Consider the following 14,137-nt stretch of genomic DNA (forward strand, 5'->3'; position numbering starts at 1 on the left):
TGATAAAGCTACTTAACAGTCGTAGAGTCCGACTCCAACGCGCGCGCCACCCCCATCATTCCCCCTCTCTCAGGAGCGCCATGATTCGCGTCAGGACAATCGCCTACGCAGCATCAGGCCTGGTCATCGCCGGAACAGCCGTGATCGTCGGGCTGCTTCCGGCCAGCGCCGCCACCGCGGGCCCGATCAAGGGACTGGGCGGCAAGTGCATCGACGTCGCCGGCGCGGCGTCCGCCAACGGCACCGCCGTTCAGCTCTACGACTGCAACAGCAGCGCCGCCCAGCAGTGGACGGTCGGCAACACCGACAACACCATCCGGGCGCTCGGCAAATGCCTGGACGTCACGGCGGCCTCGACCGCCGACGGCGCCAAGATCCAGCTGTACGACTGCAACGCCACCGGCGCCCAGAAGTGGACCGCCGGCAACGGCACCCTGGTCAACACCGGGTCGGGCAAGTGCCTCGACGTCACCGGCAACACCAGCACCAACGGCACCCGGCTGCAGATCTGGACGTGCGCCGCCACGGCGAACCAGAAGTGGACCCTGCCCGGCGGCTCGACCCCGCCCACCAGCCAGCCGCCGTCCACCGGTAAGAACCTCGACGATCCGGCGAAGAAGGACGTCGCCATGCAGATCGTCTCGGCGGCGGAGAACTCCTCGCTGAACTGGCGAGCCCAGTTCTCCTACATCGAGGACATCAACGACGGCCGCGGCTACACCGCCGGCATCATCGGGTTCTGCTCGGGCACCGGCGACATGCTGGAGCTGGTCGAGGCGTACACCGCCACCAAGCCGTCGAACGTGCTGGCCAAATACCTTCCGGCGCTGCGCAGCGTCAACGGCACCTCGTCACACGCCGGCCTCGACCCCAACTTCACCAGGGACTGGAAGAGCGCGGCGGCCGATCCGGTGTTCCAGGCCGCCCAGGAGTCCGAGCGGGACCGGGTCTACTTCAACCCGTCGGTCCGCGACGGCAAATCCGACGGGGTACGGGCACTCGGGCAGTTCGCCTACTACGACGCGTCGGTGGTGCACGGCTACGAGGGCATGCGGTCCATCCGTACCCGGGCCCTGAGGAAGGCCAAGCCGCCCACGCAGGGCGGTGACGAGCGCACCTGGCTCAACGCCTTCCTGGACGAGCGGGTCGTCGAGATGAAGAAGGAGGCGGCCCACGACGACGTCACCCGGATCGACACCGCCCAGCGGGTCTTCCTGAACAACGGCAACTTCGACCTCAACACGCCGCTGGACTTCAAGGTCTACGGCGACCCGTTCCACATCGGATGAGCCCGCGCCGGGGCCCCGATCCCCTCGGGGGCCCCGGCGTGTTCCGGAACCACAGACCATTGACCGCCGCCGGTCGCAACAGCGAACATCCCTTCCCATCGCGACAACACGAAGGGTCCCCTATGCGTCGCCTCGCCCGGATCGGAGCCGCATCCGGCTTCACCGTGCTCCTCCTCACGGCCACCGCCGCACCCGCCCTCGCCGACCCGCCCCACAACCTCCCCCAGAACGCCGGCGGGTACGAGCAGTCGTTCTCGCCCGCGTTCGACTACGACGGCGACGGCTGCTACGCCACCGCCGCCATCGGACCGGACGGCACGATCGCACCCGGACTGAAGACCACCGGCGCGGTCAACGGCAGCTGCCGCGACCAGTCCGATCTCGACAACTCGCAGACGTACGCCCGGTCGAAGTGCAACAACGGCTGGTGCGCGATCGTCTACGCCGGCTACTTCGAGAAGGACCAGGCTGTGGCCGGCAGCGGGCTCGGCGGCCACCGGCACGACTGGGAACACGTCGTCTCCTGGGTCAGCCAGGCGAGCAACCAGGTCGAATACGTCAGCACCACCCAGCACAGCTCGCAGAAGACGTACCCCCGCTCGCAGGTCCGTTTCGACGGCAGCCACCCGAAGGTCGTCTACCACAAGGACGGCCTGTCCACCCACTTCTTCCGGCTGGCCAACAGCAACGACGAGCCGCCGGAGAACCACTACCACAACTGGCGCTACCCGCCGCTCGTCGACTGGAACGGCTGGCCCAGCCTCGACCTGCGGAACCGTCTGATGGCCGCCGACTTCGGCTCGGCCACCATCAAGATCAAGGACGGCTCGTTCGAGTACCTGCTGAACGCGGCCAAACCGGCTGGCATCCCCTTCGACCCGTACGCCTGACGCCCGCAGCCGTTCTCAGCCGGGCGGGCCCGCGTCTGCGGAGCCCCGCCCGGCGTAGCGCCGGTAGGTCCACTTTCCGAGCCGAAAGACGAGGTAGGCCGGCACGACCACGATCGCCAGCGCCACGTCGAGCAGCTTCTTCAGGATCGGGTCCACGACCCGGTCGACGGCCCGGTCGATCCGGTCCCCGATCGCGCTGAAGAGCAGCACGAAAGGCAGGAAGACCAGATAGATCCCGCACGTCAGGGCCACGGCGATGAGATGGACGTAAAGGGGGACGCCGGCGATCTCCTGCTCGAAGAACGAGGGCTCCGGCTCACGGGGCGGGTATGGGTACACGCGATCACCGTAGAGACCCCTGCCAATACCGGTTCCTCCTTGCGGGTACCGCCTGTCGTCGGCCCCGTGCCATTCACCGAGCATAATCCGACGCGCTGAGCCGGAGGGCCGCCGCCAACCAGTGGAGCTCCGCGGTGGCGTCCGGTGAGCTGCGCTGCCCGCGAACCCTGGCGACGAGAAGGCGATATCGCTCCGCGCCCGCCTCGATTCCGGCCTCCAGGGATCGCAGCACGACAGCCCGGTCGGCGTCGCCGAACATGTCGGCGATCAGCTGCTCCGCGGCCGGATCGCCCGGGTCGACGCCGTCCTCACGGGCTTTCGCCACGAGCGAGACGACCTGCCTGGCCCACCAGATGCGCGCCCCCGGCGGCACCGGCCCGCCCGGCACCGGGGTGTTCGATGCCAGGAAGACCCGCATTCCCGCGCGGAAATCCGGATCCTGCACCAACTCCGCCAGTTCCACCCAGGCGTCCACCTGATCCGGCGACGGGTCGTCGGGCAGTTCGATGCGCAATTCACGAACCCTTTCCCGCAGCTCCGTCCCGATGTCCAGACTCCCGAACACCTCCGCCTTGAAATCGTCGATGATCTGCACGCGTTCGGCGGCCGAGAGCCGCGCCAACCGGTTCATGAAAGCTGTCTCCTCCACGGTGGAACCACGCTGTGACACGGTGGACAGAACCGCCCGGCTGACCTTGAGGGAACGGATCTGCGCATCGAGCGCCGCCACATGAGCCGCGGCGACCTCCGCCACCGTGGCCGACCCGTCCAGCACCCGGCACACCTCGCCGAGCGGGAGCCCGAGCTCCCGCAGCGTGCGAACCAGCTCGACCCGGGCCACACCCGCAGCGTCGTAGAGCCGGTAGCCGCCCGCCGACCGGCCCGCCGTCGGAACCGCCCCCTCGTCCGACCAGAACCGCAGGGTGCGTACCGAGAGCCCGGTACGGCGTGCAAGCTGACCGATGGTGATCAGTTCGGGTTCGTCGTCCATGAACGCATCCTCGACGTTCCAGCCACGGGAGGGTCAAGCCACCCGAGGCGAATCCGGGGCCGGTAGCCGTACGGTGAAGGTGCTGCCCTCGCCCGGAGCACTGACCACGGTGACGTCGCCGCCGTGGGCCCGGGCCAGTTTGCGGGCGATGGACAGCCCGAGGCCGCTGCCGACGGTGGCGCTGGTTCGACGCCGCCACCGAACGGTTCCCCGCGGTCGTGCTCGGCGCGGAAGCCGCCGGGCGCCTCGGCATCGAGGACCCGTCCGGCGACCCTCAGCTGTGGATCGGCGCCCGCTGGTTCACCGTGACCGGCGTCCTCGATCCGATCCCGCTCGCCCCCGAGATCGACCGGGCCGCGCTGATCGGCCGGCCGGCCGCGAAACAGCTTGCCGTCAAGAAGGACGGCGAATGGGCTCCCGGCCCCACCTGGTTCGGTGACGACGCCCTGCCGCCGAACGAGAGCGTCGAGCTCGCCTGCCAGGCCGAGGCCTTCGACGGCCGCAAGGGCTAGCTAGCCGGCCAGGCTCTTGACGAACCGGGCCGAGGACGCGCAGACGTCCTCGTAGCCGAGGAGCCGATAGAACTCGTGGGTCCGCGTCCGGTGCCGGCTGCTGGTGACCTCCATCCTCACGCAGCCGGCCGCGCGGGCCTGCTCCTCGACCGCCGTGACCAGCGTCTGCCCCAGCCCACGGCTGCGGTACCGCTCGTCGACGACCAGAGCCAGCAGGCGACCCAGCCGGCCGTCGACCTCCAGCATCGGCATGACGTGGAGCGCCGCCACACCGGCCAGGACGCCGTCGTCGTCCGCCCCGGTGAGCCGGCTCGACGGGTCGTCCAGCCACCGCCCGAGCCGCTCGCTCACCTCCGCCTCGGTCGCCGGATACCCCAGCTGGCCGAGCAACCCGGCCAGCTCTGCCGCGTCCTGTCGCCGAATCGGCCGAAGCTCCAGACCCATGCCGGGCATGTTGTCACCCGTCCGCCACCACCGCGGTACCGGCTGCGGGACGGCGCCGCTGCCGCGCGGCTACTTCCCCGATCCGGCTTGACCTCGGTGAGCTGCAGCGATATATCCTGCACCGGAAGCATGTCGCTCGTCGATGGCCCGCGTGCGCCGCGAAGCACGTTTCCACATGACTCTCGAGTGCTGGAGCGCCGCAGCTCCCCCACGGTGAAGCCCGCGATCCGGGTCCGGACCCCACAGGAGATCCGGTCGGCCCGGCGACCTCGACGGCACCGATGCTGGGGCCATCTCGTCGCAGCCCCCCTGTGGCCGATGCACGGCGCCAATCTGGGCACGCTCCTGCGTACCTGTGACGCCGTCGGCGCGTGCCTCGCGGTGCCGCCGTTCGGCTGGGTGGACGAAGCCCTCGCCCGCGGCAACACACTGCGGCAGCCGTCTTGCGTGCACCGCGTCGGCAATCCGCTGACATGGCTCGCCGAGGAGCGCCGGACGGGCGCGGCGGTCCTCGGCGTGGAGTTGGCCGACGAGGCGGTACGGCTCGCCGACCTGCCGCCCGCCCGGCGCCGCACGGTGATGGTTCTCGGACACGAGGCCACGGGCATTCCACCGGAGGCGCTGGACCTGCTCGATGGGGCGGTGGAGATCCCGATGACCGGCACCGGCTCGAGCCTCAACGTCGCGGTCGCCGGGTCACTGGTGCTCTACCGGCTCGCCGGCCTGCTGTGAGCCGGCCCGCCATCGGCCGGGCGGCCCATCGGGAGGCGGCCCGTCAGGGGCGGGCCGCCGCGAGCCGGCCACCGGCGGGTCAGCCGAACTCGATCTCCACCAGGGGGCTTCCGGCGATCCAGCTCTCCAGGCTGCCGCCCCAGTCCAGTGCCGGCACTATCTCGCCGAACACGCGGGCCCGCTCGTCCGGATCGGTCACCGGGCGTCCCCGTACCGCGAGATCGCGATCTTTCAGATGCAGGGTGAAGCCGGGGTGCGCGACCACGTTGGCATACCAGTCCCGCGCGCCGGGGCTGCCGGTCAGCCAGAAGCGGCCGGCAGCCAGATAGCGCCATGTCTCGATACGCCGCGGCCGGGCGCTGCGCCGGCCGACCGTGGTGATCTCCACGGTCCGCTGCCGCTCCAGCGCCTGCCGCACCTCGTCGGAAACCGTCATGCGCCCATGCTGCGACCTGAACCCCACTTCAGGTCAAGACGATCACTGCTCGACGATGTCGCCGTCGACCACACGAGCCCCCGGCTGCGACAGCTCCAAACCGGCGAGGTGTTTCTTCAGCCTTTTGGCCATCGGCAGATAGGTCGCAAGGGTGAATCCACCGGAGATGACCGCCCCGATGATCGGGATTGCTTTGGAAACCGACCGCGCGAACGTCTGTTTCGTCATGTGGACGCCGAGATAGCCGGCCACCTTCTTCACCGCCGGATAGATGACACCCTTGGTGAGGGCCTGCTGCGGCAGCTTCTTGACGGCCTGTTCGGAGAGCATGCCCGCGACCTTTCCCACGGCGGCGTTCGCCGATTGGGTGCCGACCATGACACCGACGAAAAGAGTGAGCACGCTCTTGGTCGCATCGTCGACGTCGTCACTGTCGTTGTCGAACAGATCCGGCCAACTGTAGAGGTAGGCGAGTTTCTGCGCGATACGCAGCATGTGACCGAAATACTGGGCCACGTCGGCCGGGATCGTCGCCGGCAGGAAGAGCAGGCCCGGGATCCCGGCGGCGGCGGACAGCGCACTGGCTTTGGCAGCCTCGTAGTTGATGGACTCGTTGGCCGCCTTGTCGAGGACCTCCAGAGGAATTCCCGCCGCGGCCGGGCTCTGCTCGATCGCGCGGCTGATCTCACCCTCGGAACAGTGTTTCTTCAGAGCCGTCCGGAGATATGCGTTTCTTTCGATCCGCACTCCCGGAAGCCTTGCCGCACCCACCAGTAATGCGGTGAAGGTGGAATCCGGATTGTCGATGGCGCTGCTCGCGGTCACGGCAGGAATCTACCGCACGACTCGGCATCCCCATTCTCGGGCGGAAATGGCCGGGATCTCCGGAACCGGCGATTCACCCCGCAGTGACCGATGACGATAGGATCCGCCGCGGAGGGGGTTTCTTGAAACGCACGATGCTGCTCCTGCTGGCTCTCGTGGCCGGCGGCGCCTGGCTGATCGCAGGAGCCGACCGGGGCCTGCGCCACGAGCACGTCACCTCGGCCGGGAGGCCACTCGACGTGGTGCACCCGTCGGTGAGCGGCCGCCGGCCCGGTGTGGTGGTCGCGCACGGTTTCTCCGGGTCGGCGAGGCTGATGGCGCCGTTCGGTGACACCCTGGCCGCCCGTGGCTACGTTGTCGTCCTGGTCGACTTCGCCGGCCACGGGGCGAACACGAGCCCCCTGCCGGACCAGACCGCCGGAACCGAGAGGTCCACCGACGCCCTGGCGGACGACCTCGCCACGGCGGTGGCCCATCTACGGTCCCGGCCGGACGTCGACCCGTCCCGGATCGCGCTGGTCGGGCACTCGATGGGCGCGGGCGCCGTGACCAGATATGCGGCGGCCCACCCCGACGTGACCGCCACCGTGGCGATCTCCCTGCCCAGCGCCGTCGCCGCCTCCGCCGAGCGGCCCGCCCGCCTGCTCACCGTGGTCGGTGCCCTGGAGTTCCCCGGCTTCCGGTCGGCCGCCACCACCGTCGCCGCCCAGCGCGACGACCGGGCGGTCCGTGTCGTCCCCGGCGTCGAGCACATCTCCGTGCTGTACGCGCCGGCCACCCACCGCGCCACCGTCGACTGGCTCGACCAGGCCTTCGACGCCCCGCGCGCCGAAGACGGGACCACCCCGCCCAGCCCGCGCGCCGACGACGGGACCACCCTGTCCGACCGGCGCGCCGACGACGGGATCCCCTTTCCCGGCCGTCGCCTGGCCGGCGCCGCCCTGCTGGGGCTGGCCCTTCTGCTCGGCCTCCACCCGTTGGCCGCCCGGCTCGGCGAGCGGCGCGCCACCCCACGACGGCCGGCTCCCCGCCTCATGATCGCGGCGATCGCCACGGGGGCGGCGGTGGTCGGAGCGCTGACCGCCCGGCTCCTGCCCACCACGATCCTGCCCCTCGCGATAGGCGGTTATGTCGCCGCCTACGCGGCCGTCACCGGGGCATTGCTTCTGCTGTACGCAACCCGGCGCACCCGGGAACACCTGAAGCACGAGGACCGCACCGTGGAACAGGCCGGAGCCCACCACCCACCCCGATCCAGTGGCCCCGCAGCGGCAACCGCCGGCGACCGCCGACCGGCACAGAGCGCCGACCGGTCCCCAGGCCCGTCGGACGACCGTCAACCGGCACAGACCGCCGGGCTCTCCCTGGGACCGTCGGACGACCACCGACCGGCACAGACCGGCGACCACTCCCCAGGACCGTCGGACGACCACCGACCGGCACACCACGGCGGGCCTGCCGCGGCCGGTTCGGGCGGCCACCTCCCGGCCACGAAGGGTGGGCCCGGTTCGGAGGGTTCCAGCGATGGCGCATCGGCGAAGACCGGCCTCCGTCTGCGCTACCTGCTGGTCCCGGCTTATGCGGCGATCGCGATCGCCGTACCCGTGCATCTGGGTATGACCCACGCCCTGCCCGTCGGTGACCGCTGGTGGTTGCTGTCGATCATCTGGGCCGCGTTCGCCCTGCTCGCCTACGCGACCGAACGCGTCACCGACGGCGATCCCGTGGCCGTCCTGGCGATCGCGGCGGTCTTCGTGGCCGTCCTGGCCGTCGCGGCGATGTCCGGTCTGACCCACGGCTTCGTGGTCCTGGTCCTGTTCCCGCTGATCGGCCTCCTGCTCTGGCAGGCGCTGTGGAGTGCCCTCCTGCACCGTTTCGCGGCGCCCACCTGGGCGATCGCCCTGGCCGGCTCCCTCGTCGTGACCTGGCCGCTGGCGGTGACGCTGCCCCTGGTCGGCTGAGCGCACCGATCAAGCCGGCGGGCCACGCCGGCCGGTCGTGTAACGGCCGCGCTCACCGGCAGCACTCGCGGGCCGCGCTCACCAGCAGCGCTCACCGGCAGCACTCGCCAGCAGCACTCATTGGCCACGCTTGCCAGCAGCACTCGCCAGCAGCACTCACCGGCCACGCTTGCCGGCCACGCTTGCCAGCAGCACTCGCCGGCAGCGCTCACCGGCCACGCTTGCCAGCAGCGCTCACCGGCAGCAGTCACCGGCCGTGCTCACCGACGTGCTCGTCGACCGCGCTCGCCGGGCACGCTGAAACCATTCAGCGCTATCGTCGTCCCATGATGGATCAACGGCCCACGCTCGCCGACGTGGCCCGGGTCGCCGGAGTGTCCCGGGCGGCCGCGTCACGGGCGATGAACGGCGCCTACGGCGTGTCCGACACCGTACGCGACCGGGTCCGCGCGGTCGCCGCCGAGCTCGGCTTCGAGCCGCACGCGGTGGCGCGGGCGCTGGCGACCGGCCGGGCCAGCGCGGGCCGCCGGGAGCGCATCGAGGTCCTGATCGTCGATCCGGATCCGGCCGCGATGAGCGCCAAGCCGTTCTACAGCCGGGTGCTGACCGGCGCGATGCGTGCTCTCGGCGACCGGGACATCACCCTGGAGGTCCGCCGGGTCGCCACTCTGCCCGCCGATGACGCCGACCCGCCGTTCGGGCGGTTGCTGATCAACGTGCCGGGCGCGGCGGGGGCCGCCTACGCCCGCCGGGGGCGCACGGTCGCCCTGGGCCGTTCCGCGCCGGGTGTCATGTTCGTCGCCCCGGACAACGACGGCGGTGGCTATCAGGCCGCCGCCCATCTGGTGACGAGCGGGCGTGAGCGGATCGGCGCGGTGTTCGGCCCGCCGACCCCGTGCGCCGACGAGCGCCGGGCCGGTTTCCTGCGGGTGATGGCCGGCGCCGCCCGCCCGGTGACCGCCGCCGACGGCGATTTCACCCGGGCCCGCGGTTACGCCGCGGCCAGGGAGCTGCTGGCCCGCGAGCCACGTCTCGACGCGGTGTTCGCCTCCTGCGACGTGACCGCGATGGGTGTGCTGCAGGCGCTCCGCGAGTCCGGCCGCCGGCTGGCCGACGACGTCGCGGTGGTCGGTTTCGACGGCAGCACCCTGGCCGAGGCCGCCGACCTCTCTTCGGTGTACATGCCGGTCGAGGACGAGGCGACGGCCGCGGTCCACCACCTGCTCGATCCGTCCCTGCCGCCGCCTGCCCGTCTGCCCACCAGCCTGACCGTCCGCGGTTCCAGCTGAGACAGGCCGCACCCGGCCACCTCACCGCGCCGCACCGCACCGCGCCCCCACCGCGCCGCACCCGGCCACCCGACCGCACCGCACCCCGTCACCCGGCCGCACCGCACCGCACCCGATCACCTCACCGCGCCGCACGGTCCGTCATAGGAGCCTCCACGGGCTGCTGACCGCACCGGTCACCGGACGGCGCGCGACAGGCTCGGTCAGGCCCGGCCGGCGCGGAAAGGCCCGGTGGCCCGGCGGGCGCCGTCGGGTCCGGCGGGCGCGGTCAGGCCCGGCGGGCGCGGCGGGCTCGGCGGGCGCGGCAGGCGCGATCAGGCCCGGCGGGCGCGGCAGGCGCGGTCAGGCCCGGCGGGCGCGGTCAGGCGCGGAAAGGACCGGCAGGCGCGGCGGGCGCGATCAGGCCCGGTGGCCGGACGCGGGGGTGGACTCCTCGAAGAGCAGGAGGGTCCGGGTGCTGACCACCCCCGCCATGCCCTGGATCTCGTCGAGCACGAGGTGCCGCAGCTCGGTGTTGTCGGCGACCCGGACCAGCAGGATCACGTCGAAGTCGCCGCCGACCAGGCCGATGTGCACGACACCCGGCAGGGCGCGCAACCGGCCGAGGACCTCGCGCCAGTTGGCCTGCTGCAGGTTGAGCGTCACGTAGGCGGCGGTGGTGAGCCCGGCTGCGACCGGGTCGACGTCGGCGTGGAAGCCGCGGATCACCCCGTCCTGTTGCAGGCGGGCGACCCGGGCGTACGCGTTGGCGCGCGAGATGTGCAGTGTCTCGGCGAGCGTGCGCATCGACATCCGCCCGTCTCGCCTGAGCTCGGCGAGGATGCGCCGATCGGTGTCGTCGAGCATGTGGCCACCTGTCTTCCCGGCCGGGCTGACGACCGGTCGTGAAAAGACGATCGGCCCTCTTTTCGGGGCGTACACGAAACAATATCTCGTCTTCTCCACACCTCTGGTGATCGTTTGGCAACGTGGCCACAATCCTGGCATGACACGTGACGCAGCTCTCCTGCTGCCGTCCACGGAGCCGGTGACGCTCATCGACCCGGACGGCCACCCCGTTCCGCACGTCGGCCACGATCTGCCCGACCCTCAGGCACTGGTACGCGCGTACGCTGCGCTGATCTCCGCCCGGCGCTTCAACGACCAGGCGAACGCCCTGGTCCGACAGGGCAGGCTGGCCGTCTATCCCTCCTCGCACGGACAGGAGGCCTGCCAGGTCGCCTGTGTCCAGGTTCTCGACGACGGCGACTGGTTGTTCCCCACCTACCGGGACAGTGCGGCGATCGTGGCCCGCGGTGTCGACCCGGTGGAGACGCTGACGCTGCTGCGCGGCGACTGGCACAGCGGCTACGACCCGCACGCCACCCGGGTCGCGCCGCAGGCCACGCCGCTGGCCACGCATCTGCTGCACGCGGTCGGCGTCGCTCACGCGGCCCGGCTGCGAGGCGAGCCGACGGTGGTGATGGCGCTCTGCGGGGACGGCGCGACCAGTGAGGGCGACTTCCACGAGGCGCTCAACTTCGCTGCGGTCTTCCGTACCCCCGTGATCTTCTTCATCCAGAACAACGAATATGCGATCTCGGTGCCGCTGGCTCGCCAGACGGCGGCGCCGTCGCTGGCGCACAAGGGCATCGGGTACGGCGTGCCCGGCGAACGTGTCGACGGCAACGACGTCGCCGCCCTGCTGAAGGTGCTGGGCACCGCCGTGGCCCGGGCGCGTGCCGGCGAGGGCCCGCAGCTGGTGGAGGCGCACACCTACCGGGTGCAGGCGCACACGAACGCCGACGATCCGGGCCGTTACCGTTCCGCCGACGAGGTCACGCCGTGGCTGGCCCGCGATCCGATCACGCGGTTGGAGACCCATCTGCGGGGGCGCGGGCTTCTCGACGACGACACCGCGCGGGGGTACGCCGAGCAGGCCGAGCACCTGGCCGGGCGGATGCGCGCCGGACTGGGCGAGGACACGCCCTCGGACTACCGGGACCTGTTCGCCCACGTCTACGCCGAACCCACCCCCCAGCTGCGTGAACAGCAGGCCCTCGTCGCCGACGAGCTGTCCCGTGAGGAGGTCCGCGGATGACCGCCGAGAAGCTCACCATGGCCACCGCTCTCAACCGCGCCATGCGCGACGCCCTGCGCGCCGACCCGGCCGTGGTCGTCTTCGGGGAGGACGTCGGCCCGCTCGGCGGCGTCTTCCGGGTCACCGACGGACTGACCGCCGAGTTCGGTGACCAGCGCTGCTTCGACACCCCGCTGGCCGAGTCGGGGATCCTCGGCATGGCGATCGGGATGGCGATGAACGGCATGCGCCCGGTCGTGGAGATGCAGTTCGACGCGTTCGCCTACCCGGCGTTCGAGCAGCTGGTCAGCCACGCGGCGAAGATGCGGAACCGGACGCGCGGCCGGGTGCAGGTGCCGCTGGTCATCCGGGTGCCGTACGCCGGTGGCATCGGTGGCGTCGAGCACCACTGTGACTCGTCCGAGGCCTATTACGCGCACACGCCCGGCCTGCACGTGATCGCGCCGTCCGATCCGGCCGACGCGTACGGGCTGCTCCGCAAGGCCATCGAGTCGGACGATCCGGTCGTCTTCCTGGAGCCGAAGAAACTCTACTTCTCGAAGACCGAGGCGGATCTGACCGCGCCGGTGCCGCCGATCGGCCGGGCCGTCGTCCGCCGGCCGGGCACCGACGCCACGCTGATCGCCTACGGCCCGGCCGTCCCGATCGCCATGGAGGCCGCCGAGGCCGCCGCGCAGGAGGGCCGCAGCCTGCAGGTCGTGGATCTGCGCTCGATCGTGCCGTTCGACGACGAGACCGTCTGCGCGGCCGTCCGCTCCACCGGCCGGGCCGTCGTCGTGGCCGAGGCCGCCGGGTTCGCCAGCGTGTCCTCCGAGGTGGTGGCCCGGGTGACCGAGCGCTGCTTCCACTCGCTGCACGCCCCGATCCGGCGGGTCACCGGGTTCGACATCCCCTACCCGCCGCCGAAGCTGGAGCACGTTCATCTGCCGTCGGTCGACCGGATCCTCGACGCCGTCGACGAGTTGCAGTGGGAGTACGCGTGACCGCCCCGAGCACCACCGCCCGTACCTTCGTGCTGCCGGATCTCGGCGAAGGCCTCACCGAGGCGGAGATCGTGCGCTGGCTCGTCGCCGACGGCGACCTGATCGAGGTCGACCAGCCGGTCGTCGAGGTGGAGACGGCCAAGGCCGTGGTCGAGGTCCCGTCGCCGCACGGCGGACGGGTCGTCACCCGGCACGCCGCCGAGGGCACGACCCTCGACGTCGGCTCGCCACTGATCACGGTGGCCGCGCCCGCGACGGCCGGGCCGTCGACGGCGGTGGCGGCCGAGACCTATCGCGAGGAGGAGCGGGCCGGTTCGGGCAACGTCCTCATCGGGTACGGGACCAGGCCTGGCCACGCCGCGGCCACCCGGCACCGCCGCCCCCGCAACTCGCGCCCGTCCGCCCCCGAGCCGCCCGCCCGTCCGGCCGCGCCCAAGGTGGCGTCCCCGCTGGTCCGGCGGCTGGCCAGGGAGACCGGCGTCGACCTGTCGGCGCTGCACGGCACCGGCCCGGACGGCGTGATCACCCGGCAGGACGTCGAGTCGGCGGCCAGGCCGGGGCCGGCTCCGGAGAGCACGAAGGCAGCCCCTCCCACGGCGGCGGTGACGGCCGCCGCCGGGGAGCGGAGGGTTCCGCTCAACGGGTTCCGCAAGCAGGTGGCGGCCGTGCTGAGCCGCAGCCGGGCCGAGATCCCCGAGGCCACGGTCTGGGTGGACGTCGACGCGACCGCCCTGTGGGAGCTGCGCGAACGGGGTCGCGGAAAACCGGGGGCGCCGGGCCTGATGGCGTACGTGGCCCGGTTCACGGTGGCGGCGCTGCGCGAGTACCCGGTGTTCAACGCGCGGCTCGACACCGAGCGGCAGGAGATCGTCGAACTCGACCGGATCAACCTAGGCATCGCCGTGCAGAGCCCCCGCGGCCTGGTCGTCCCGGCCGTGACCGACGCGCAGACGATGACGGCGACCACCCTGGACGTCGCGATCCGGGACGTGACGGCACGGGCGCTGCGCGGGGAGTCGACCGCGGCCGAGCTGTCGGCGGGTACGTTCACGCTGAACAACTACGGCGCTCTCCGGGTCGACGGCAGCGCGGCGATCATCAACCATCCCCAGGTGGCCATGCTCGGTCTCGGGCGCATCATCGACCGCCCCTGGGTCGTCGACGGCGCTCTGGCCGTACGAAAGATCGCGCAGTTGTCCTTCGTCTTCGATCATCGGGTGTGTGACGGCGGTGCGGCGGCCGGTTTCATGCGGGCGGTGGCCGACGCGATGGAGGATCCGTCGTCGGCGCTGGCCCGCCTGTGACCCGCTGATCCGTCGTCGCGGCGCGGGCCGGTGGCAGGGCCGGGCCCGCTCGTCGCGGGCCG

16 protein-coding genes are annotated in these 14,137 nt (G+C 71.5%); 9 read left to right on the forward strand and 7 right to left on the reverse strand.

Annotation, left to right across the window (positions count from 1 at the left end; genetic code table 11):
* Positions 1–80 precede the first annotated feature (80 nt).
* Both ACQPZW_RS33935 and ACQPZW_RS33940 read left to right on the forward strand, forming a co-directional pair.
* Positions 81–1,289 carry a chitosanase gene (locus tag ACQPZW_RS33935; RefSeq protein ID WP_433790096.1) on the forward strand — a complete coding sequence of 403 codons (1,209 nt, stop codon included), beginning with the start codon at positions 81–83 and terminating at the stop codon, positions 1,287–1,289.
* Positions 1,290–1,411: 122 nt separating this feature from the next.
* A complete protein-coding gene (locus tag ACQPZW_RS33940) occupies positions 1,412–2,179 on the forward strand; it encodes an NPP1 family protein (RefSeq protein WP_433790097.1) in 768 nt (255 codons plus the stop codon).
* A 15-nt stretch (positions 2,180–2,194) separates the two neighbouring features.
* Here the strand turns inward: ACQPZW_RS33940 and ACQPZW_RS33945 are convergent, their stop codons facing one another.
* From ACQPZW_RS33945 to ACQPZW_RS33955, 3 genes are all read right to left on the reverse strand, one after another.
* The gene (locus ACQPZW_RS33945) at positions 2,195–2,518 is read right to left on the reverse strand and encodes a hypothetical protein (protein WP_433790098.1); all 324 of its coding nucleotides are present in this window, start codon (positions 2,516–2,518) and stop codon (positions 2,195–2,197) included.
* 73 nt (positions 2,519–2,591) lie between these two features.
* Entirely contained in the window at positions 2,592–3,509 is a 918-nt protein-coding gene (locus tag ACQPZW_RS33950) for a MerR family transcriptional regulator (protein ID WP_433790099.1), read from the reverse strand.
* A 33-nt stretch (positions 3,510–3,542) separates the two neighbouring features.
* Complete coding sequence (locus tag ACQPZW_RS33955; RefSeq protein WP_433797691.1) at positions 3,543–3,665, reverse strand: ATP-binding protein; 123 nt, start codon at positions 3,663–3,665, stop codon at positions 3,543–3,545.
* A gap of 62 nt (positions 3,666–3,727) precedes the next feature.
* On the opposite strand from ACQPZW_RS33955, the gene ACQPZW_RS33960 reads away from it, so the two are divergent.
* Positions 3,728–4,021, forward strand: a complete 294-nt coding sequence (locus ACQPZW_RS33960; RefSeq protein WP_433790100.1) for a hypothetical protein — start codon at positions 3,728–3,730, stop codon at positions 4,019–4,021.
* Here the strand turns inward: ACQPZW_RS33960 and ACQPZW_RS33965 are convergent, their stop codons facing one another.
* Positions 4,022–4,465, reverse strand: a complete 444-nt coding sequence (locus ACQPZW_RS33965) for a GNAT family N-acetyltransferase (protein WP_433790101.1) — start codon at positions 4,463–4,465, stop codon at positions 4,022–4,024.
* Positions 4,466–4,783: 318 nt separating this feature from the next.
* Between ACQPZW_RS33965 and ACQPZW_RS33970 the strand changes: the two genes are divergently transcribed.
* Entirely contained in the window at positions 4,784–5,197 is a 414-nt protein-coding gene (locus ACQPZW_RS33970; protein WP_433790102.1) for a TrmH family RNA methyltransferase, read from the forward strand.
* A gap of 79 nt (positions 5,198–5,276) precedes the next feature.
* Here ACQPZW_RS33970 and ACQPZW_RS33975 read toward each other — a convergent pair whose 3' ends face one another.
* Both ACQPZW_RS33975 and ACQPZW_RS33980 read right to left on the reverse strand, forming a co-directional pair.
* Positions 5,277–5,633 (reverse strand): nitroreductase/quinone reductase family protein, encoded by a 357-nt coding sequence (locus ACQPZW_RS33975; protein WP_433790103.1) that lies wholly within the window; start codon positions 5,631–5,633, stop codon positions 5,277–5,279.
* Positions 5,634–5,675: 42 nt separating this feature from the next.
* On the reverse strand, positions 5,676–6,458 hold the full coding sequence (locus ACQPZW_RS33980; RefSeq protein WP_433790104.1) for a hypothetical protein: 783 nt from the start codon (positions 6,456–6,458) through the stop codon (positions 5,676–5,678).
* A 122-nt stretch (positions 6,459–6,580) separates the two neighbouring features.
* Here ACQPZW_RS33980 and ACQPZW_RS33985 point away from each other — a divergent pair, with 122 nt between their 5' ends.
* Positions 6,581–8,419: a dienelactone hydrolase family protein gene (locus ACQPZW_RS33985; RefSeq protein ID WP_433790105.1), complete on the forward strand. Its 1,839-nt coding sequence runs from the start codon at positions 6,581–6,583 to the stop codon at positions 8,417–8,419.
* A 326-nt stretch (positions 8,420–8,745) separates the two neighbouring features.
* Entirely contained in the window at positions 8,746–9,708 is a 963-nt protein-coding gene (locus ACQPZW_RS33990) for a LacI family DNA-binding transcriptional regulator (protein WP_433790106.1), read from the forward strand.
* 399 nt (positions 9,709–10,107) lie between these two features.
* On the opposite strand, the gene ACQPZW_RS33995 is transcribed toward ACQPZW_RS33990, so the two are convergent.
* On the reverse strand, positions 10,108–10,554 hold the full coding sequence (locus ACQPZW_RS33995) for an Lrp/AsnC family transcriptional regulator (protein WP_433790107.1): 447 nt from the start codon (positions 10,552–10,554) through the stop codon (positions 10,108–10,110).
* A 139-nt stretch (positions 10,555–10,693) separates the two neighbouring features.
* Here ACQPZW_RS33995 and ACQPZW_RS34000 point away from each other — a divergent pair, with 139 nt between their 5' ends.
* From ACQPZW_RS34000 to ACQPZW_RS34010, 3 genes are read left to right on the forward strand one after another with little or no spacing between them, the layout of a single operon-like run.
* The gene (locus ACQPZW_RS34000) at positions 10,694–11,788 is read left to right on the forward strand and encodes a thiamine pyrophosphate-dependent dehydrogenase E1 component subunit alpha (protein WP_433790108.1); all 1,095 of its coding nucleotides are present in this window, start codon (positions 10,694–10,696) and stop codon (positions 11,786–11,788) included.
* Entirely contained in the window at positions 11,785–12,771 is a 987-nt protein-coding gene (locus tag ACQPZW_RS34005; protein ID WP_433790109.1) for an alpha-ketoacid dehydrogenase subunit beta, read from the forward strand. The genes ACQPZW_RS34000 and ACQPZW_RS34005 overlap by 4 nt, the downstream gene beginning before the upstream one ends.
* Positions 12,768–14,075 carry a dihydrolipoamide acetyltransferase family protein gene (locus tag ACQPZW_RS34010; protein WP_433790110.1) on the forward strand — a complete coding sequence of 436 codons (1,308 nt, stop codon included), beginning with the start codon at positions 12,768–12,770 and terminating at the stop codon, positions 14,073–14,075. The genes ACQPZW_RS34005 and ACQPZW_RS34010 overlap by 4 nt, the downstream gene beginning before the upstream one ends.
* The last annotated feature ends 62 nt before the right edge of the window (positions 14,076–14,137 follow it).

This window comes from Actinoplanes sp. CA-252034 (assembly GCF_050956125.1).
GTDB lineage: Bacteria > Actinomycetota > Actinomycetes > Mycobacteriales > Micromonosporaceae > Actinoplanes.